Genomic DNA, 18,013 nt, shown 5'->3' with positions numbered 1-18,013 from the left:
TGGCGAAGCTTATTTGATGATGGTCTATCGATAAGCTTTGTTTGATGATTTTGACAGAATGAGTAGCTCTATGGATTCTTTTCACTCTAAACAGATTCCTATCAAAACCTTTTTAGATGCGCTTGCTTACCTTGCTATGGCATTGTCTGGAGTGTTTTTGGTCGTGCTTGTTGCCTCTTTTGGCTGGTTGGTATTTGGTCGTTATGTGTTGAATGATACGCCGACTTGGGTAGAACAAATGGCTTTATTGTTGGTGACGAATATCACCTTTTTGGCCGCCGCTGTTGGTATACATGAACGTACCCATCTAAGTGTTGATATCTTGTCATTGTGTGTGCCAAAGCGGTTTAACCAGATCATTAATGTTGTGATTGATCTAACGTTACTGGCTTTTGGTGTGGCGATGTTGGTATATGGCAAAGCCTTAGTCGATTTTGCTTGGCTGCGAACAATTTCTCTATTGGGTATATCGGATGGCGTTCGCTATTTCCCCGTGGTTGCTTGTGGTGTGTTGATGTCGTTGTTTTCTGGTTATCGGGTCGTAATGGGTGTGATGGCGTTATTTATTGTAGAACCTGAGTCTGAAGCGACTGATTCACTTTCTTCACGCGTAAAAGGGGATCAGTAACATGGGATTGGCGATTTTATTAGGTTTGTTTGCATTACTCACTTTCATTGGTGTTCCTGTGGCGTTTGCTTTGGGGATGGCAGCCATTTCGGCTTTTTGGTATGAAGGTTTGCCTTTGATGATTGGCTTTCAGCGTATTGTCGCGGGCACTTCAACGTTTTCTCTTCTCGCAATTCCTTTTTTTATTTTTGCTGGTGAACTGATGTTACATGGCGGTATCGCCGCACGGTTAATCCGTCTTGCTTCGTCTGCAGTGGGTTGGATGCGTGGTGGTTTAGGTCAGGTAAATGTGTTTTCTAGCATGTTATTTGGGGGGATTTCCGGATCGGCGGTTGCGGATGTTTCGGCATTAGGCTCCTTGTTAATTCCTGTGATGAAAGAGAAAGGCTACGATGATGATTATGCCGTCAACGTAACGGTGACGTCCTCCATTGCCGGTATCATGATTCCACCTAGTCACAATATGATCTTGTACGTTGTGGCAGCGGGTGGTGGTATTTCTGTCGCCAGTTTATTTATGGCGGGAGTGGTACCTGGCATTCTTATGTGTTTATTCTTGGGATTAGTGGCGCGTTGGATTGCGATTCGAAAGCATTTTCCGACGGAGACGTTTCCCGGATTTAAAATGGTATTTTTAGCCTTTTTGGCCTCTGTTCCGGGATTGATTACCGCTGTGATTGTTGTCGGTGGTGCGCTATCTGGTGTGTTTACAGTGACGGAGTCGGGTGCTATTGGTGCAATATACGCCATCATCATCACAGGGTTAGTGTACCGTTCTTTAAGTCTAAAAGACTTTTGGATTGCGGTGATACGTTCTGTTCGAACCACAGGTTTAGTGATGATCTTAGTGGGTTGTGCGTCTGCATTTGGTTACATGTTAGCCCTATACGAAGTGCCAAGAGTATTAGCTGAGACTTTAACATCCATTTCTGATAACCCCATTGTTATTTTACTAATGATGAATCTAATCTTGCTTCTGTTGGGCATGATTATGGACATGGCTGCGTTAATTCTTATCTGTACACCTATCTTCCTTCCTGTGGCAATTGGTCTAGGCATGGATCCGATCCATTTTGGCGTAATGCTGATGATGAATTTAGGGTTGGGACTCTGTACGCCTCCGGTTGGTGGGTGTCTGTTTGTAGGCTGCGCTATAGGTGGTGTGTCGATTCAAAAAGCAGTGAAAAGTATTTGGCCATTTTATTTGGCGATTTTAGCCGCGCTGATGTTGGTAACATTTGTTCCAGCGGTATCAATGACTCTGCCTAATTGGATCAATGGTCTTTAAAGCTCAAAGTGCTAAGGAGTAATAAATGAAACGTATTTTATTAACTGGCGCAGCGGGTACGCTTGGCTCAGCGATGAGAAAAGCGCTAGTGGGCTGGGTCGATGAACTGGTGTTATCAGATATAGTGCCAATCACAGAGCTAAACAAAGGTGAGTCTTTTGTTAAATGTGATCTGGGGGATTTTGCGTCCGTTGTAGCGCTTGTTAAAGGCTGCGATGGCATTATTCATCTAGGTGGTGTGTCTGTCGAAGGAAGCTTTGAAAACATCATGAATGGTAATCTAAAGGGAGGTTATCATATCTACGAAGCGGCACGCCAACAGTCGGTGAAGCGCATTGTTTTTGCGAGTTCAAACCATCTTACAGGCTTCCATTCTCGTGAAGAGCGGTTAGATGATAAAAGTCCAATGCGGCCAGACAGTTTATACGGTGTGTCAAAAGGTTTTGGTGAATTAGTTGCCCAATATTATTTTGATAAATTTGGTATTGAGTCTGCTTTGATTCGAATTGGCAGTTGTCTGCCTAAACCGGTTAATCGTCGTATGCTAGCCACTTGGCTAAGTGAAAGGGATTTGGCGAATTTGATTAAAAGAGTGTTTGTAGTCAATCGCTTAGGTTGCACCATGATGTATGGCGCTTCGAATAATCCATGGTCATGGTGGGATAATAGTCACGCTAATTTTATTGGGTGGCAACCACAGGATTCCTCTGCCGAGTTTGAAGAAGAAGTGCTGCGCAATGATCCGCTATTACGTTCAGATGATCCTGTGTTGCTTTATCAAGGTGGCGTTTTTGCGACGGCCGGTCATTTTGAGGATAAATGATTCATACGCTTAGGTGTTTTTTGATTCATAACGTAAGCTTTTCCCTCTTAAGATAAGTCACTTAACGGTTGATAAAAGAATGATCGGCGTTAAGTGGCTACCATATCCTTTCTCAGTGCTTCTAATCCGATGCAAAAAAAAACGCCCCGAAGGGCGCTAAACTGTATAAACTTTTTGCGTACAGTAGGGCGTACGCTGAGAAGATCAGAGAGGGTTACTGAATGATCTCTGGTCCCATTATGCTGTATGGAAGAGCGGTAGACAGTGCTGGAATGTAAGTGACCATTACCAAGAACACCATCAATACCAACACGAACGGCATCGCGGCTTTTACTACGCGAGCTAAACTCATGCCAGTGATACTCGAGGTCACAAATAGGTTTAGACCAATAGGTGGCGTGATCATACCGATTTCCATGTTTACCACCATGATGATACCTAGATGAATAGGGTCGACACCTAGCTCCATCGCAATAGGGAACACGATAGGGGCAACGATAACCAATAGGCCTGACGGCTCCATGAACTGACCACCAATTAACAACAAGATGTTAACGGCGATCAGGAAGGTAAACCAGTTAAAGCCAACGTCGAGCATCCACTCAGTGATGGCTTGTGGAATACGTTCTGCCGATAAGGTATGAGCAAACAGCAAAGCGTTAGCGATGATAAACATCAGCATCACAGTTGTTTTTGTGCCTTCAAGCATCACTTTACGAGATTCTTCACCAAACAAAGAAGGGAAAAAACCACGCAGCATCATAGACAAGTTACGTCCCCAGATTGGCGTTCCAGCGGCCAAACAAGCACCGACCGATTCTTCCAATTTGCTTGAGCGTTTATAAACGTAAAAAATGGCGATGATCACGGACATAATAGCGCCCCACAATGCACGATCACCACCTGTAACGGTTTCACTGCTTGCGAACGCGAAGAAAGACATGATTTCCCACACTAGGAAGAAGGATACACCGTAAACCATGCCGTTAAAGCCAACACGTGCGTGAGGCGCGTCTTCGTCATTCGTCCATGTTTTGCCTTTCAGTGGTCCCATGTCGCGATAAACAAACAAAGCGATAAACATGGAGTAAACGGCAGCCACAACAGCCGCTTCTGTTGGTGTAAAGACACCACCGTAGATACCACCCATGATAATGACGACTAGGAACAAGCCCCAACCCGCTTCTTTACCACCTTTCACAATGTGACTGAAGCCTTTCCATTCTTCTGCGGGTAGGTTTTTGATGCGAGCGACAACATAAATAGCCAACATCAACATACCGCCTGCGATTAGGCCAGGAATCACCCCTGCTAAGAACATACGTCCAACAGAAACGTTAACAGACGCCGCATAGACCACCATCACGATAGAAGGCGGAATCAAAATCCCCAATGTACCCGCGTTGGCAATAATACCGGCGGCAAAGTCTTTTGAGTAACCCACCTGCACCATGCCAGCGATGGCAATGGTACCAATGGCAACCACTGTGGCTGGAGAAGAACCAGACAAGGCCGCGAACATCATACAAGCCAATACCGACGCCATGGCTAAACCACCGCGGAAGTGACCGACACTGGCGATTGCAAAGTTGATGAGTCGCTTAGCCACGCCCCCCGTCGACATATAAGACGAGGCAATGATGAAAAACGGGATAGCCAACAAGGTATAATGTTGACCAACCCCAAACAGAGATATGGCGACAGATGACAGAGAATCATGTGAGAAAAAAGTAATGAACAATATGGACGATAAGCCCAAAGATATACCAACCGGCAAGCCGATAAACAGCAGGACGATTACCAATAAAAAGAGAATAAGTGATTCCACAATGAAGCTCCCGCGTTAGTCTTTCAAGACGTTTTGGTTTTCTTTAACAAGATCTTGCGCCTCATGGCCGCTGATCAGCATGCTGCGCTTATCACGAGCAATATCGATAAACGCTTGTAAAGAACGATAGGAAAGTAACGCTAAACTAATAGGCAGAACTACCAGTACGAGCCAGCGATGCACGCGAGGACGTAAACCAAACAACTCTTGCACAAATTCTGGGTAGCGTAGCTCATCTGAACCTATGCCAATTTTGAACATTTTCAACCAGTATTCGATAGCGCCACCGCTGACATTGACACCTAGCATCGCCAACCAAGTTGAATCGAGAAGCAGTAGTCCATATAGCATCGCCGCCGCGGCACCGATTAAAGACAAAACTTTTGCTGTGCGCTTAGGAACAGCATTCAGCACAATGTCGACACCAAGGTGAAGGTTGGTTTTGATGCCGTAACTCATGCCCAGCAGAATAAGCCAAGAGAAAGCCACCATGTTAAATTCTAGCGCTGCATCCCAGCCGGTATTAAACCCATAACGAGCGATGACCTGACCAAAAGAGACCGCCATAATCGACGAAATCACTAGGATCAAAAGGTTTTCTTCTGCTCGTTCCATGACTTTGGGGAAGCGTTTTTCTAATGCCCAAAGGATAAGTATAAAAATAAGTAGATAAAGGTGCGGCCAATATGCCATGGGGGTCTCCTAGTATTAAGTGGACCGGTATAAAATAATAAGTAGTGTGTTGGTGTACTTTGCGTCAGCGTTGGCCAGCGATTGGTATCAAAAAGTACGCCACACAACCACAAAAGCTGACCCGTTAGGGTCAGCTGGATTGCTGGATAAAAAGTGATTATGCGCCGGCAGCAGCGTCAATCAGATCTTTACCAATGTAGCTTTCAAATTGTTGCCACACAGGCTTCATCGTGTTTACCCACTCTTGGCGTTGCTCAGGCGTTAAGTAGTTAATTTTACCGCCAGCTTTGATGATGTTGTCGCGATTTTCTTCTTCTGCCGCTTTCACACTTAAGTTGGCTTCTTGAGTGACTTCATCAGCAATCTGTATGAATTGAGCACGATCTTCAGGAGACAGGCTCTTCATGAATTCAGACGACGTCATGAACAAGTAAGCCAACAACTGATGGTTTGTGTCGGTTGTACTGTCTTGTACTTCGTAGAATTTTTGTGTGTAAATATTTGACCAAGTGTTTTCTTGACCGTCTACAACGCCTGTTTGTAGAGCGCCGTATACCTCAGAAAATGCCATCGCTTGTGGTGACGCGCCCATGGCTTCAATCATTTGCTTCGCAACATCAGAGGTTTGTACACGGAATTTCATGCCTTTCGCGTCACTAGGAACCAAAAGAGGTTTTTTGGCAGAAAAATATTTCATACCAGACATCCAGTAACCTAAACCAACGAAGCCCGCGTACTCATCCATTTCCAGTAACAGTTTTTTACCTTCTGGTGTCTTACTAAAACGGATGGCATGGTCCATGTCTTTAAAGATAAAAGGAAGATCGAATACACCGTATTTGTCAGTATAAGAACCGAATTTAGAAAGAGAAGGGGCAAGCAGTTGTACGTCGCCTAATAAGAGGGCTTCCAGTTCTTTTGAGTCACCAAATAGTGTGGAGTTAGGGAAAACCTCTACACACAATTTGCCGTTCATTTCTTTGTTTACGCGGTCTGCGAAGTTATTTGCTGCCACCACTTTAGGGTGCGTTGTGCCACCAGTTACATGGCTGAATTTTACAACACGTTCACCTGGATCGCAGTTTGCAATTGCAGTACTCGCAGAAAGTGCAAGTGCCAAAGAGGTAAGAGCAAGGCTGATTTTTTTCATTGTTATAAGACTCCAAAAACTGAATTATTATTGTTTACCTGGTTTTTAGCCTGAAGTGCATCTCGCTTTTAACGTAAGAAACAGGCAGAGCAAAACAGGCGATGCTTAACCATACTCTTTACACAATCTATGCCAAGTCTTTAACTTTTTTATAGACTTTTGATTAATAAGGATTTTTTGTTTGTTTTCAGTTTTTTAAATTATTCAGAGATTATCGAATAGGGGGAATTGCACACATGATAGAAAATGAAATGGGTGGAATGCCGCCCATTTTTATAGGGCTTTCTTTTGTAAAAGGCTTTTGAAGCTTTGGTGCATGGCTTTTTTACCTGATAATTGCGCATTTTGCAGCGTCTGTTTGACCTCACGGCCTAACGCCACTTCGAGAGCCAGTTTTTCGATTGGGTTATTAGGGCTGAGTAAGCCTTTCAGGGTGAGAGACAGCATTGCTTTGAGAAAAATGGCACGAATGCTATCGAACGGGCGATGGTGTTCGACAAATAGCACAATATCGTGTAAATCCTGTTTTGATAGTTGGGCTAAAGCGGGCAGGTTTGCTCTTGGGTCATGTTTGTGTCCCAACATAAGCATGACTAAATCGGTTGATAGGTCGGAATATTGCAGCAATAAGTTCAGTAAAAAGTGTTCAATGAAGCGAGTCCGCCATGCACTGGCTAGCTTATAGGCCTGTTCTGTTATTGGCTTTACCATCATCAAAGAATAGCTACCACTGGCTTGGTCTTTGGTGGTACCCAATCTAACCGGAACGTAGCCATTTTTTAACCAAAAAGATACGACATCAGGAGTCGCTGCAAAACTGCTGCATAGAAAGTCGCAACGATCCTTGGCAAGGCTTTCTATATGCGTAAGTAGTTTACTTGCCGAGCCTTTATTTTGTTGGCTTTGTATGGTCGCAATTCGGCTAATGCGCCAGTAACAGTACTGTCCAGCGTCCTCAATGCCTTCGTGAGCAAGCAGGGATTGCGGTACTAAATGGCCTCTCGGTCGACGTTTTCCTTGCATGACTTCTTGGCTAAGTGCGGCTGGTAAATCCCCTTCTTCGGTAATAATGGCAACACTTTGGACTTGGTCTTTATCGAGCAAAAGGTAAGTTGACACAGAAGGGTCGTCTAATATCCAGCGCAGGTTATCGGGTGATGTTTGATAGTGAGCGCTTACCAGTAGGTTAAAGGTATCAGCGAGCCTGTCTGAGTGCGTTAACCAATTTTCACCAGTGAGGCGTTTGAATTCTGTTGCTGGTTTGGTTGTGTTTTCATCAATACTATCGATAGTGTGTGAGTCGGTAGCGGCTAGAAAAAAGCAATCATTGATCCAATTTTCCAGTGGGTCATTTCCCCCCCATCGAATGGGTTGATTTAATGTGAGCTCCTGTAGCGCTATGCTTTGCGTGGTTTTTTGCGCGGATAAGTCACGACAAAACCGTATGCCAAAGCCTTTGCCAGCGCCTTCATAGCCATAATCTGTGGTGCTAAAAAGACAATGTTTGGCTTTTTCATTTAAGGCCATGAGCATAGGTAAAGGAATCATGGCTGCTTCGTCGATAAAGAGAAAATCCCACTCATTAGGGTCATTGATGAGGGCATCAGGCGCGAAAAAAGGCAGTTCATACTCTATGCCGATTTGGCTCAGAGTGCTTTCGAAACGAGATCGCAGAGAGAGGATCGCATCTTGGTTCGGCGCGGTAATGGCTACACGTTTGCCACGTCCTAACAGCTTGGCTAAGCTGTCGCCTAATAAGGTCGATTTTCCTCGACCTCGGGGGGCAATTAATACATAGGATTTGGCCAGTTCTGCCAATAAACACGACTGAGCTTCCGCTTGTTCTTGGGTTAGCGGCGCGTTAGGTTCTATTGGTTTTAAAGCCGGTAACGGGTTTACGCTATGTTTTTTGTTCTTGCCAGAGAGTAATAGTGTAAAAGGTGATGTCGCGTCTTGTAATTTATTCAGCAGGTAATGCTTAAAATACGATGTGACTTGTTCTGGTTCAAAAGGCCAAGGTAAATATCTCGCCAAGTCTTGATCTGCCATTGATAACCACTCGTCATCAGGCAGTGCAATGGCAAAGAGGCCATTGCCTCGAACCGTACCAGACAAAATAGCCAATGCACTCGCCGATACACCTTGATTCAAATCCACCAAAATAGCCTCATGACTGCGACCAAGCTGCTGACGAGCTTGTTTAAAAGAGCAGGTTATAAAAGGCGTGGTAGAAGACAGGAGTGCCGTGTCGTACTGGCTAACATCATACGCCGCGATCAAGGGGGTAGAAAAATTTTTACTAAGAGTCAGAAAGCCAGACAACACCTCGTTGGGCGAGCCTTTTAAGAGAAAACAATGGCGATGGTGGTCAGACATATCAATAAAATTTCCTTGTGGTCGCATTATCATACTGTGACCACAAGGCAGAGCCAATGAATGTTTGCTGGATAAATACGCTTACGCGATGACAAATAAATCCATGAAGCGATTTACTGCAGTGTTTTCAAGGGCTTTTTGATCTTTGCAAAGGGCAAAAATGTTCTGGCATTGATGGCTTGGAAAACGCGTTGCCAAGTTGTTTTTAAACTTCTGTTCAAGCAGAGGGATGCCTTCTTCACGACGACGACGGTGTCCGACTGGGTATTCCACCACCACTTCTTCGGTGCTACTGCCATCTTTAAAGAACACCTGAATGGCATTGGCAATCGAACGTTTATCGGCTTCTAGATATTCGGCTGTGAAGCGTTTATCTTCGACGATTTCCATTTTGTTACGCAGTTCATCGATGATGGGATTAGCCGCATGAAAGTCATCCTCGTAATGTTCAGCGATCAAATTACCAAAGGCCAGCGGCACAGCGGCCATGTATTGCAAGCAATGATCGCGGTCGGCGGCATTCGCCAAAGGACCGGATTTGGAAATAATACGAATCGCCGATTCATGGGTACGAATAACGATCTTGTCGATGTCGGCTAAACGGTCTTTCACCAAAGGATGCAAGGTCACCGCGGCTTCGGCTGCCGTTTGGGCATGGAACTCGGCTGGGAACGAGATTTTAAACAAGACGTTTTCCATCACATAAGTGCCGTAATCTTGCGAGAAAGAAAACTGACGTTTGTCATTCGGCTTAATGGCTTGGTCTTTGTTGGTTTTTGAGAAAGACACGTCATAAAAGCCCCATTGATCAGCCGTTAGTACACCAGGTATGCCCATTTCACCTCGCATCGACATGTCCGCTAAGCGCACCGCGCGGGACGTGGCATCGCCCGCTGCCCAAGATTTACGTGAGCCAGCGTTTGGCGCATGACGATAAGTACGTAAAGCCGAGCCATCGACCCAAGCTTGCGAAATCGCCGCCATGATTTGCTCCCTGTCGCCGCCCATCATCTTGGTAACGACCGCAACCGACGCCACCCGTACTAAAAGAACGTGACATAAACCCACACGGTTGAACGAGTTTTCTAGGGCAATAACACCTTGTATTTCATGAGCCATGACCATGGCTTCTAGCACTTCGCGCATGGTCATTGGGCTGTCGCCCTTTGATAGTCGAACCTGTGAAAGATGATCCGCGACCGCCAAAATGCCACCTAAGTTATCGGAAGGATGTCCCCATTCTGCCGCCAACCAGGTATCGTTGTAATCCAACCAGCGAATGATACAACCAATGTCCCAGGCGGCTTTAACGGGGTCGAGCGATAAAGACGTGCCCGGAACGCGAGCACCATTGGGTACCACTGTGCCTTGTACGATGGGGCCAAGGTGTTTAGTGCATTCTGGGAAGCGTAGGGCGAGTAAGCCGCAGCCGAGCGTATCCATTAAACAGTTACGAGCTGTGTCGAGGGCTTCTTGGCTTTCTACTTTAAAGTTCAGTACATAATCCGCGATGTCTTGGATGACTTGGTCGTAATCTGGGCGGTTGTTTAGGTCTACGTTGTTGCTCATTTCTTTTCCTTAATCGTTAAATTTTAATGCTGATGTTGGCTCAATGGCGGTCGTCAATATCCACCCATTCAGAATGATCTGGTCCAATATAATCGGCGCTGGGTCGAATAATGCGGTTGTTAGCACGCTGCTCCATCACGTGGGCGGCCCAGCCAGTCACGCGGGAGCAAACGAAAATCGGCGTAAATAATTTTGTTGGAATGCCCATAAAGCGATAGGCGCTGGCGTGGAAAAAATCGGCGTTACAGAAGAGTTTTTTCTCGCGCCACATCACGGCTTCGCAACGTTCTGACACAGCATATAAATGGTCGTCGCCGACGTCTTCGCTGAGCTTTTTGGCCCACTTTTTAATGATGTCATTGCGTGGATCGCGCTCACTGTAAATAGCGTGCCCAAAGCCCATGACTTTTTCTTTATTGGCGAGCTTTTGCATCAAGGCCGCTTCGGCATCGTCTGGGGTTTTCCATGGTTCGATCATGTCCATTGCCGCTTCATTGGCGCCACCATGAAGTGGGCCGCGTAAGCTACCAATACCGCCAGTGACGCAAGAATACATATCAGACAAGGTGGAAGCACAAACGCGGGCGGTAAAGGTGGACGCGTTGAATTCGTGCTCTGCGTACAAGATCAAAGACGCATTCATCACTTGCGTATGAAGAGCGCTTGGCTCTTTGTCATGCAGCATGGTGAGGAAATGACCAGCCAAAGAAGGTACGTTGGCATTGTGTGTATTAACGCGCACGCCATCGTGGGTGAATCGATACCAATAAACGACCATAGCCGGCAGCGTCGCGACCAATCGATCCGCGGTATGCAGCGCTAGAGAAGGTTGCTTTTCAAACGGCAGCTCGGGCTCTAGATTGCCTAAAAAGGAGCAGCCAGTGCGCATCACATCCATTGGGTGTGCACTGGCTGGGATAAGTTCTAAGACCGCTTTTAGCTCTTCTGGTAAACACCGCAAACTCATCAATCTTTGTTGGTAATCATGCAGCTGAGTGCGGTTAGGTAACGTACCGTACAGTAGGAGATAAGCGACTTCTTCAAAGCTCGCTTTGTCAGCTAAGACATCAATGTCGTAGCCGCGATAGGTTAATCCGGAGGCCGCTTTGCCAACGGTACAGAGTGCGGTTTCGCCTGCGCTTTGACCACGTAGGCCGGCGCCAGAAAGTACTTTAGCCATTTTTATACTCCTTTCATTTATTGTTATTTCTTGGAGAAAAGTGCGTCTAATTTGTCTTCGTATTCATGGTAGTTGAGAAACTCATAAAGCTCATTACGGGTTTGCATACTGTCGACCACATTGCGCTGGTGACCGTCATGTAATAAATGTTGGTACACGTTAAGCGCGGCTTTGTTCATAGCGCGAAACGCACTGAGTGGATAAAGCACCAAATCTACGCCAGCACTGGCTAATTCTTCTTTGCTGAACAGTGGCGTTGCGCCAAATTCGGTGATGTTTGCCAAGACTGGTACTTTTACGGCAGCGACAAATTCTTTGTATTGGTCCAAGGTGATCATGGCTTCTGGGAAGATCATATCGGCACCGGCTTCAACACAAGCAATGGCTCGCTCGATGGCCGATTCCATGCCTTCCACCGCCAAGGCATCAGTGCGCGCCATGATGACAAAGTTGCTATCCACACGAGCGTCTACGCAGGCTTTCACGCGATCGACCATTTCGTCTTGGCTGACAATCGCTTTGTTGGGGCGGTGACCACAGCGCTTTTGCTGAACTTGATCTTCAATATGCACCGCCGCCGCGCCCGCTTTTTCCATTTGTTGAATGGTTCTGGTGATGTTAAAAGCGCCACCAAAGCCAGTATCGATATCGACTAATAAGGGCAAGTTTGACGCGGAAGTAATGCGACGAACGTCCTCTAAGACATCGTGTAAATCTGTCATGCCAAGATCTGGCAAGCCATAAGAAGCGTTCGCAACCCCGCCGCCTGATAAGTAAATGGCATGATGTCCCGTTTGTTCTGCCATCATGGCGCAATAGGCATTTACGGCTCCTACCACTTGCAAAGGTGATTGGGTGGCAACCGCGTGTCTAAAACGGGCCCCGGCTGAAAGTCTTGTCATGCTTGTCTCCTCTTATTTTTGTTAATGTTTGGCTAACGTGAGGCAGCCGATGCCGCTTGGTGCATCGCTTGTTCGAGTAATTTACTGGCGCGGCTAATGTGGCGACGCATCAATAGTTCCGCAAGATCGCCTTCGTGATTGGCAATCGCGTCGAGAATGGCTTTGTGCTCGCGCAATGCTTGGCGTGGATCACTGCGTTGATCCGACGTATGACGGCGATACATACGAATCACCGCATACAGTTCTTCTGTTAATAAACGAATCAGCTTGGCGTTGCCGCTGGCGTGGATGATGCGTAGGTGGAAGTCATCATTGCCGCCTTGTTGCACGTAGTGTTCGTCTTGGTTGGCATCAAGGTGGGCTTGGTGTTTATCGAGTAATGCGTACAGATTGTTTATTTCATCCGCTGGCATCGTGGTGGCCGCCAATCGTGCCGCCATGCCTTCTAACGCCTCGCGCATGGTGAAGGTATCCAGCATGTCTTGTGTATTCAGTTGGATAACACGAGCACCCACATTGGCGGTGCGTGTTACTAGACCAAGCCCTTCTAATTTTACAATGGCTTCTCTGAGCGGGCCGCGAGAAATGCCATATTGCTTGGCAAGTTCTGGTTCTGAGATTTTGCTGCCTTGGGGAATGTGACCCTGCACTATGGCATTGGTGAGTTGCTGAGCGATGTCTTCAGACAGGGTGGCGGACTTGATAGAAATAAGGTTGTTCATAAAAGACAAATCGCTTTATTGTTGACAATGTGTCTATTTATAGTGGGTTGTTTGGGTTTTATCAAGTTATATTGTCGACAATTTGTTGTTTTTTCTCTTATCCTTTGGTCGTATGTCGCTTCTTTTTAATCTGTGTCATAGGTTGCTAACGTGATGTTTATTAAGCATTTTTAGGTATTTCTTAATGGTATGCTGGGCGGGAGATAAAAAGCTGCTAGAGTTTAGTTGTCGACATAACTGTTGATTTATCGGAAAAACAGATAGGGGAAAACCATGAAAAAAATTAAAAATGAAGCCGCGTTAAGTAAAAAAGCCATCCAAGTGGGTGAGAACTACGCGTTGAAACGTGGTTACAATGGCTTTTCCGCGACCATGTCAGCGAATGAAAAAACCGAGGCCATTTATCGTTTACTGGTACTGGATAAGTTGATCGTAGGCTTGCCTGCTGACAAAGAGGATCTGCCTAGTATGAAGCATAAACTGGCGTTGTGGATTCAAAAGCATTTACCAAAAGATGATCCATTACTTAAGTAGATTTTTTATTCAGCGAGGCTTTATTTTAAATATGTTATAACATATCATTTTATTGTTTATAACATTGGAGAATAGAGCCGTGAGTTTGAGTTTACAGAAGATCCCACAATCGGTTGATTTAAAAGACGCTGTGTTAACACTTATTGATGGTGGGTCTGTAAATGAAAATGCGACCGCCAAAACACCAAGCTTATTTGGCGTGGTGAAATCGATTCATCAAGACGTACTGGCAGACATTTATCAAAACAATATCAGTATGGCGATATGGCAGCGTCAACTCGGTATTTTATCGCGGTATGCGCAGTCAGTATTAATATTAGCTCCTAATTTAACGCTTAAACTTCAGGGCGATTCCCAGTATATGGTCGCCTTGATGGCACGGCTTTTACCGGACGCACCAGGTAAAAAGGAATTTATAGAGGACGTGTCATTATTGACCGACATGTTTGCTTGTTTGTTTGATCTCAAAGAAGTGGGGCTGCGTTTGAGTGTGCTGTCTAGCGCGATGTGTCCGCGTTTCCATGTAGACAAAATCCCTTGTCGTCTTGTGTCAACTTATATTGGTGCGGGCAGTGAATGGTTGCACGATGCTCATGTGGTCAGAGACCAATTAGGTCGTGGTGGTCATATTAAAGACTATAACAGCGGGTTACACGAGCAGGGTCGTATTAATCAGTTAAACGTGGGGGATGTCGCGGTAATGAAAGGAGACGAGTGGCCAACGTCTTTAGGGCGCGGAGTCGTACATCGTTCACCTTCAGCAAGCGCTGAAGATAAACGACTGTTTTTAAGTTTGGATATAATTTGACTTCACCACTCAATAGTTTGGTTATTCCAGTCAAGATACGCGGCTTTGTTGTCCATTGTTATGCCTTCCATAATAGACAACAACTGCGTAGCGACAAACTCCGCTGTAAAAAGTTTGTCTTGCGGGACAGCGCGCTGAAAGGGTTTGGATAGCGGCGTGTCTGTTGTGCCTGGATGAAAAGCGATTAGCTTAACATTCTTAGCTCTTCTGGCGTATTCCACGGAACTGGTTTGAATTAACATGTTAAGAGCCGCTTTTGAGGCTCGATAACTGTACCAGCCACCAGTTTTATTATCTGAGATGCTGCCTATTCGGGCGCTAAATAGGGCCACTTGGGTTGGTTGTTCCCCTTGTATAATAGGCAGTAGTTTACTTAGCCAAAGCATAGGAATGACAGTGTTTACATGAAAAACCGCTTCCAGTTGCGATGCACTAATTTCTTCTAATTTTCTTTCTGGCATTATGCTTTCGTCATGCAGCATGCCATTACAGATCAATACTTTAGTGATTTTCCCCGCATAGAGTGCCAAGCGTTTGCAGATTTGATGAATACTCTCTTCACTATAATCAGATTCCAGCCATAACGCTTTCGATTCGGTTGAAATTTTGGGCAAAGAGCGACTAACGGCAAACACACCAAGGCAATTCGGGTCGGCTTCAAATTTCTGTATGGTTGCCTGAGCGATGACGCTGCCTGCACCAATGACAAGGGCATAAAATGAGGACATGCTGAGCTTCCTAATGAGAGGTCAAAGTAGATGACTCAAAGGTCACAATGATTTTTTTGACAGGGTTCGCAGCGAGGTTTTCCCGTCACAAAAGAAGATATCTGATGACGGTAACGGGCAAAAAAATGATAACCCCAATCCGCAAAAATACGTATCACAGGCCAGCGTAGCGTTTGCATCCATTTGTGTTTACCCACTAATTTCCACGCTAGGCAGGTGACATCTAACCCTTTGATTATTTGTCCGTTTTCCAGTTGACCATGGAGTAATTTATCGGCTGCAACAGGGTCTATATGTGGAAATCTTTCTTGAAAATTGCTGGCATGAATGTCTTCAAGCTGAAGTTTTTTATGGGTATCTAAAGACCGAAGTGTGTCCATTTCTGCTGTGCAAAGCGGACAATAGCCATCGTAAAAAATTGTTAACATATTTAACCACCCTATGCTTTGTATAAGCACTATACGCAGCAAATAGGGTGTTAGATCAGTTTTTCAATATTGGTCGTGACTAGTAATGCGGGTATAAAACAAGTAGGTGCATGATACACACCACTGAGGTGAGGCTAAAATGCATAGATAGATAAGGCTTGTGGGCATTAGACGGCTTGAGCCAACGTGCCTCAACCCAGTAGATGCTGACAAACCCAAGCAATAACAACACCACAGACAGTTCTGGGGTGTTCATCAATAAGGATCCCCACGCTGTGAGTAGCAGAAGATTGCAGCAAATTAACAGTTTTCTGCCGTGCAGATTTTCGGGAAGTTCGATTACACGCCCCCAAATAATGCCGCTGAGCAAGCTGAGTACAACAGCGCCATAAGTGGCGAAAAGTGTGACGCCAGCTTTACCAAACAAAGGCGTATTTGCGAGACTAAAATAGGTCGCTAACACAAAAGGAAGTATGCTCAACGTAGCAACTGTCATCACTACGGGCTTATAAGAACGCATGTCTGTACCTAACTAAAAGAAGAATATGTAAACAATACGGATTATCTAACAAAATGGACTTTAAAACAGTAATTAATTTCCTTGTTTTGTCCTATTTTCTGGCATAAAAGTGTAAATGTTTGTCTACTCTTTGAATGGTAAAAAGTGATTGTTCCCTTGTTTTGTGTCAGCGAAGACTTATTCCTCCCTTGCATGGAATCGCCATTGAGCAGAATACGGTCAAAGAGTACAATGGACGGCTATTATGTCTTGAACGTGGTGCCACATTGGTATTCATGTCCTTATTAAACAAATTTGCTTAAGGTGTGTTTAGAAATGCCAGCTAAAACAATGGATGAACTCGTCTCCCTGTGTAAACGTCGCGGATTTATTTTCCAAGGCAGTGAAATCTACGGTGGTATGCAAGGTGCTTACGATTACGGTCCGCTAGGTATTGAGTTGAAAAACAACCTAAAAGCCGCTTGGTGGCGTTCAATGGTGTATGAGCGCGATGATGTTGAAGGCTTAGATGCGGCGATCATCCAAAACAAACATGTTTACAAATATTCTGGTCACGAAGATACCTTTACAGATCCAATGGTCGATTGCCACGAGTGTAAGTCTCGTATGCGCGCCGATCATATGAAAGACATCAAGGTGTGTGACAATTGTGGCTCCACCAATGTGACCCCACCACGTGATTTTAACCTGATGTTTAAAACCAACGTTGGCCCAATGGTGAACGAAGAGTCTTACACTTATCTTCGCCCAGAAACCGCTCAAGGTATTTTCACCAACTTTAAAAACGTGGTGGACTCAACTTCTCGTACCTTACCATTTGGGATCGCGCAGATTGGTAAATCATTCCGTAACGAAATCACACCGCGTAACTTCATTTTCCGCGTTCGTGAATTTGAACAAATGGAATTGGAATTCTTCTGTAAGCCAGGTGAAGATGAAAAATGGCATGAATTCTGGGTTAATGCTCGTAAACAGTGGTGGTTGGATCAAGGCCTGACAGAAGAGAATATCCAGTTTGAGTATGTGACGGGTGATGATCTAGCGCATTATTCTAAATCGACTGTGGATATTTTGTACAAGTTTCCACATGGTTTTGAAGAGCTAGAAGGCGTTGCCAACCGTACTGATTACGATCTAGGTTCACACACTAAAGCACAAGAAGAGTTTGGTTTGTCTGCCAAGGTTAAGAAAAACGAGCATTCAACGGCTAAGTTGGCGATTCGTGATCTAGATGAAAACAAATGGGAAGTGCCTTTCTGTATCGAGCCTTCTGCCGGTTTAGACCGCGGTTTATTGGCTGTGATGACAGAAGCTTACACAGAAGAAGAGCTACCAAACGGCACATCTCGTACAGTACTTAAGTTCAAGCCACATTTAGCGCCGATTAAAGTCGCTATCATGCCGCTTAAAAAGAATAAGCCAGAAATCGTTGAGCTTGCTAAAGAATTGAAAAACAAGCTGCAGAAATTGGGGCTTGGTCGTATTCTTTATGAAAACACGGGTAACGTAGGTAAGGGCTACCGTCGTCATGACGAAGTAGGCACGCCAATCTGTGTGACGGTTGATTTCGATTCTATTGAGAAAGAAGGCGCACCAGTGACCGTTCGTGATCGTGACACAATGGAGCAAATCGTTGTTAACGCAGCGGACTTGCCAGCGTACGTGATTAACTATTTCATCAATCAAAACTAAATTTTTATTGATGGACTAAAAACCACGCCTCTTGTTTGAGAGTCGTGGTTTTTTTATATCTGTGATGTGGCTTTTGCCAAAATACAAACAAAAAAAGACCGCTAAAAAAGCGGTCTTTGTGTGCAAATAAGCACTAAGGGAAAA

The 18,013-nt window shown here is 45.2% G+C and carries 17 protein-coding genes; 6 read left to right on the top strand and 11 right to left on the bottom strand.

Going from position 1 to position 18,013, the window contains the following annotated elements:
* The first annotated feature begins 70 nt into the window (after positions 1-70).
* From DK187_RS09265 to DK187_RS09255, 3 genes are read left to right on the top strand one after another with little or no spacing between them, the layout of a single operon-like run.
* A complete protein-coding gene (locus DK187_RS09265) occupies positions 71-628 on the top strand; it encodes a TRAP transporter small permease (protein WP_111607072.1) in 558 nt (185 codons plus the stop codon).
* 1 nt (position 629) lies between these two features.
* Positions 630-1,916, top strand: a complete 1,287-nt coding sequence (locus DK187_RS09260; protein ID WP_111607071.1) for a TRAP transporter large permease — start codon at positions 630-632, stop codon at positions 1,914-1,916.
* Positions 1,917-1,941: 25 nt separating this feature from the next.
* Complete coding sequence (locus DK187_RS09255) at positions 1,942-2,739, top strand: NAD-dependent epimerase/dehydratase family protein (RefSeq protein ID WP_111607070.1); 798 nt, start codon at positions 1,942-1,944, stop codon at positions 2,737-2,739.
* A gap of 214 nt (positions 2,740-2,953) precedes the next feature.
* Here DK187_RS09255 and DK187_RS09250 read toward each other — a convergent pair whose 3' ends face one another.
* The 8 genes from DK187_RS09250 to DK187_RS09215 all read right to left on the bottom strand — a co-directional run bounded on the left by DK187_RS09250 (position 2,954) and on the right by DK187_RS09215 (position 13,159).
* A complete protein-coding gene (locus DK187_RS09250) occupies positions 2,954-4,567 on the bottom strand; it encodes a TRAP transporter large permease (protein WP_111607069.1) in 1,614 nt (537 codons plus the stop codon).
* 15 nt (positions 4,568-4,582) lie between these two features.
* Complete coding sequence (locus tag DK187_RS09245) at positions 4,583-5,260, bottom strand: TRAP transporter small permease (RefSeq protein WP_111607068.1); 678 nt, start codon at positions 5,258-5,260, stop codon at positions 4,583-4,585.
* Positions 5,261-5,417: 157 nt separating this feature from the next.
* Positions 5,418-6,410, bottom strand: coding sequence for a TRAP transporter substrate-binding protein (locus tag DK187_RS09240; protein WP_111607067.1), 993 nt, complete (start codon positions 6,408-6,410; stop codon positions 5,418-5,420).
* Positions 6,411-6,683: 273 nt separating this feature from the next.
* On the bottom strand, positions 6,684-8,786 hold the full coding sequence (locus DK187_RS09235) for a tRNA(Met) cytidine acetyltransferase TmcA (RefSeq protein WP_111607066.1): 2,103 nt from the start codon (positions 8,784-8,786) through the stop codon (positions 6,684-6,686).
* Positions 8,787-8,867: 81 nt separating this feature from the next.
* Positions 8,868-10,355: a 2-methylcitrate dehydratase gene (gene prpD / locus DK187_RS09230; RefSeq protein ID WP_111607065.1), complete on the bottom strand. Its 1,488-nt coding sequence runs from the start codon at positions 10,353-10,355 to the stop codon at positions 8,868-8,870.
* 40 nt (positions 10,356-10,395) lie between these two features.
* Positions 10,396-11,535, bottom strand: coding sequence for a bifunctional 2-methylcitrate synthase/citrate synthase (gene prpC, locus DK187_RS09225; protein ID WP_111607064.1), 1,140 nt, complete (start codon positions 11,533-11,535; stop codon positions 10,396-10,398).
* A gap of 23 nt (positions 11,536-11,558) precedes the next feature.
* On the bottom strand, positions 11,559-12,437 hold the full coding sequence (prpB, locus tag DK187_RS09220; protein WP_111607063.1) for a methylisocitrate lyase: 879 nt from the start codon (positions 12,435-12,437) through the stop codon (positions 11,559-11,561).
* 32 nt (positions 12,438-12,469) lie between these two features.
* Positions 12,470-13,159: a GntR family transcriptional regulator gene (locus tag DK187_RS09215; protein WP_111607062.1), complete on the bottom strand. Its 690-nt coding sequence runs from the start codon at positions 13,157-13,159 to the stop codon at positions 12,470-12,472.
* Positions 13,160-13,432: 273 nt separating this feature from the next.
* Here DK187_RS09215 and DK187_RS09210 point away from each other — a divergent pair, with 273 nt between their 5' ends.
* Entirely contained in the window at positions 13,433-13,693 is a 261-nt protein-coding gene (locus DK187_RS09210) for a DUF5062 family protein (protein ID WP_111607061.1), read from the top strand.
* A gap of 79 nt (positions 13,694-13,772) precedes the next feature.
* A complete protein-coding gene (locus tag DK187_RS09205; RefSeq protein WP_223232299.1) occupies positions 13,773-14,501 on the top strand; it encodes a DUF1826 domain-containing protein in 729 nt (242 codons plus the stop codon).
* 2 nt (positions 14,502-14,503) lie between these two features.
* On the opposite strand, the gene DK187_RS09200 is transcribed toward DK187_RS09205, so the two are convergent.
* The 3 genes from DK187_RS09200 to DK187_RS09190 all read right to left on the bottom strand — a co-directional run bounded on the left by DK187_RS09200 (position 14,504) and on the right by DK187_RS09190 (position 16,177).
* Complete coding sequence (locus tag DK187_RS09200; protein WP_111607060.1) at positions 14,504-15,229, bottom strand: SDR family NAD(P)-dependent oxidoreductase; 726 nt, start codon at positions 15,227-15,229, stop codon at positions 14,504-14,506.
* A gap of 35 nt (positions 15,230-15,264) precedes the next feature.
* Positions 15,265-15,657 (bottom strand): thiol-disulfide oxidoreductase DCC family protein, encoded by a 393-nt coding sequence (locus DK187_RS09195; protein WP_111607059.1) that lies wholly within the window; start codon positions 15,655-15,657, stop codon positions 15,265-15,267.
* Positions 15,658-15,736: 79 nt separating this feature from the next.
* Positions 15,737-16,177 (bottom strand): DUF3429 domain-containing protein, encoded by a 441-nt coding sequence (locus DK187_RS09190; RefSeq protein WP_111607058.1) that lies wholly within the window; start codon positions 16,175-16,177, stop codon positions 15,737-15,739.
* Positions 16,178-16,492: 315 nt separating this feature from the next.
* On the opposite strand from DK187_RS09190, the gene DK187_RS09185 reads away from it, so the two are divergent.
* Positions 16,493-17,869, top strand: coding sequence for a glycine--tRNA ligase (locus tag DK187_RS09185; protein ID WP_111607057.1), 1,377 nt, complete (start codon positions 16,493-16,495; stop codon positions 17,867-17,869).
* Positions 17,870-18,013 lie beyond the last annotated feature (144 nt).

Origin of the sequence: Marinomonas arctica (genome assembly GCF_003259225.1) — a bacterium.
Lineage (GTDB): Bacteria > Pseudomonadota > Gammaproteobacteria > Pseudomonadales > Marinomonadaceae > Marinomonas > Marinomonas arctica.
Note: the sequence above shows the minus strand (reverse complement) of the source record. Positions and strands in the feature narration are given on the sequence as shown.

Excerpts from the sequence above, each read along its gene's own strand:
- DK187_RS09265 (WP_111607072.1), top strand. The coding sequence starts at position 71 with ATGGATTCTTTTCACTCTAAACAGATTCCTATCAAAACCTTTTTAGAT.
- DK187_RS09260 (WP_111607071.1), top strand. The coding sequence starts at position 630 with ATGGGATTGGCGATTTTATTAGGTTTGTTTGCATTACTCACTTTCATT.
- DK187_RS09255 (WP_111607070.1), top strand. The coding sequence starts at position 1,942 with ATGAAACGTATTTTATTAACTGGCGCAGCGGGTACGCTTGGCTCAGCG.
- DK187_RS09245 (WP_111607068.1), bottom strand. The coding sequence starts at position 5,260 with ATGGCATATTGGCCGCACCTTTATCTACTTATTTTTATACTTATCCTT.
- DK187_RS09240 (WP_111607067.1), bottom strand. The coding sequence starts at position 6,410 with ATGAAAAAAATCAGCCTTGCTCTTACCTCTTTGGCACTTGCACTTTCT.
- DK187_RS09235 (WP_111607066.1), bottom strand. The coding sequence starts at position 8,786 with ATGTCTGACCACCATCGCCATTGTTTTCTCTTAAAAGGCTCGCCCAAC.
- prpD (WP_111607065.1), bottom strand. The coding sequence starts at position 10,355 with ATGAGCAACAACGTAGACCTAAACAACCGCCCAGATTACGACCAAGTC.
- prpC (WP_111607064.1), bottom strand. The coding sequence starts at position 11,535 with ATGGCTAAAGTACTTTCTGGCGCCGGCCTACGTGGTCAAAGCGCAGGC.
- prpB (WP_111607063.1), bottom strand. The coding sequence starts at position 12,437 with ATGACAAGACTTTCAGCCGGGGCCCGTTTTAGACACGCGGTTGCCACC.
- DK187_RS09215 (WP_111607062.1), bottom strand. The coding sequence starts at position 13,159 with ATGAACAACCTTATTTCTATCAAGTCCGCCACCCTGTCTGAAGACATC.
- DK187_RS09210 (WP_111607061.1), top strand. The coding sequence starts at position 13,433 with ATGAAAAAAATTAAAAATGAAGCCGCGTTAAGTAAAAAAGCCATCCAA.
- DK187_RS09200 (WP_111607060.1), bottom strand. The coding sequence starts at position 15,229 with ATGTCCTCATTTTATGCCCTTGTCATTGGTGCAGGCAGCGTCATCGCT.
- DK187_RS09195 (WP_111607059.1), bottom strand. The coding sequence starts at position 15,657 with ATGTTAACAATTTTTTACGATGGCTATTGTCCGCTTTGCACAGCAGAA.
- DK187_RS09190 (WP_111607058.1), bottom strand. The coding sequence starts at position 16,177 with ATGCGTTCTTATAAGCCCGTAGTGATGACAGTTGCTACGTTGAGCATA.
- DK187_RS09185 (WP_111607057.1), top strand. The coding sequence starts at position 16,493 with ATGCCAGCTAAAACAATGGATGAACTCGTCTCCCTGTGTAAACGTCGC.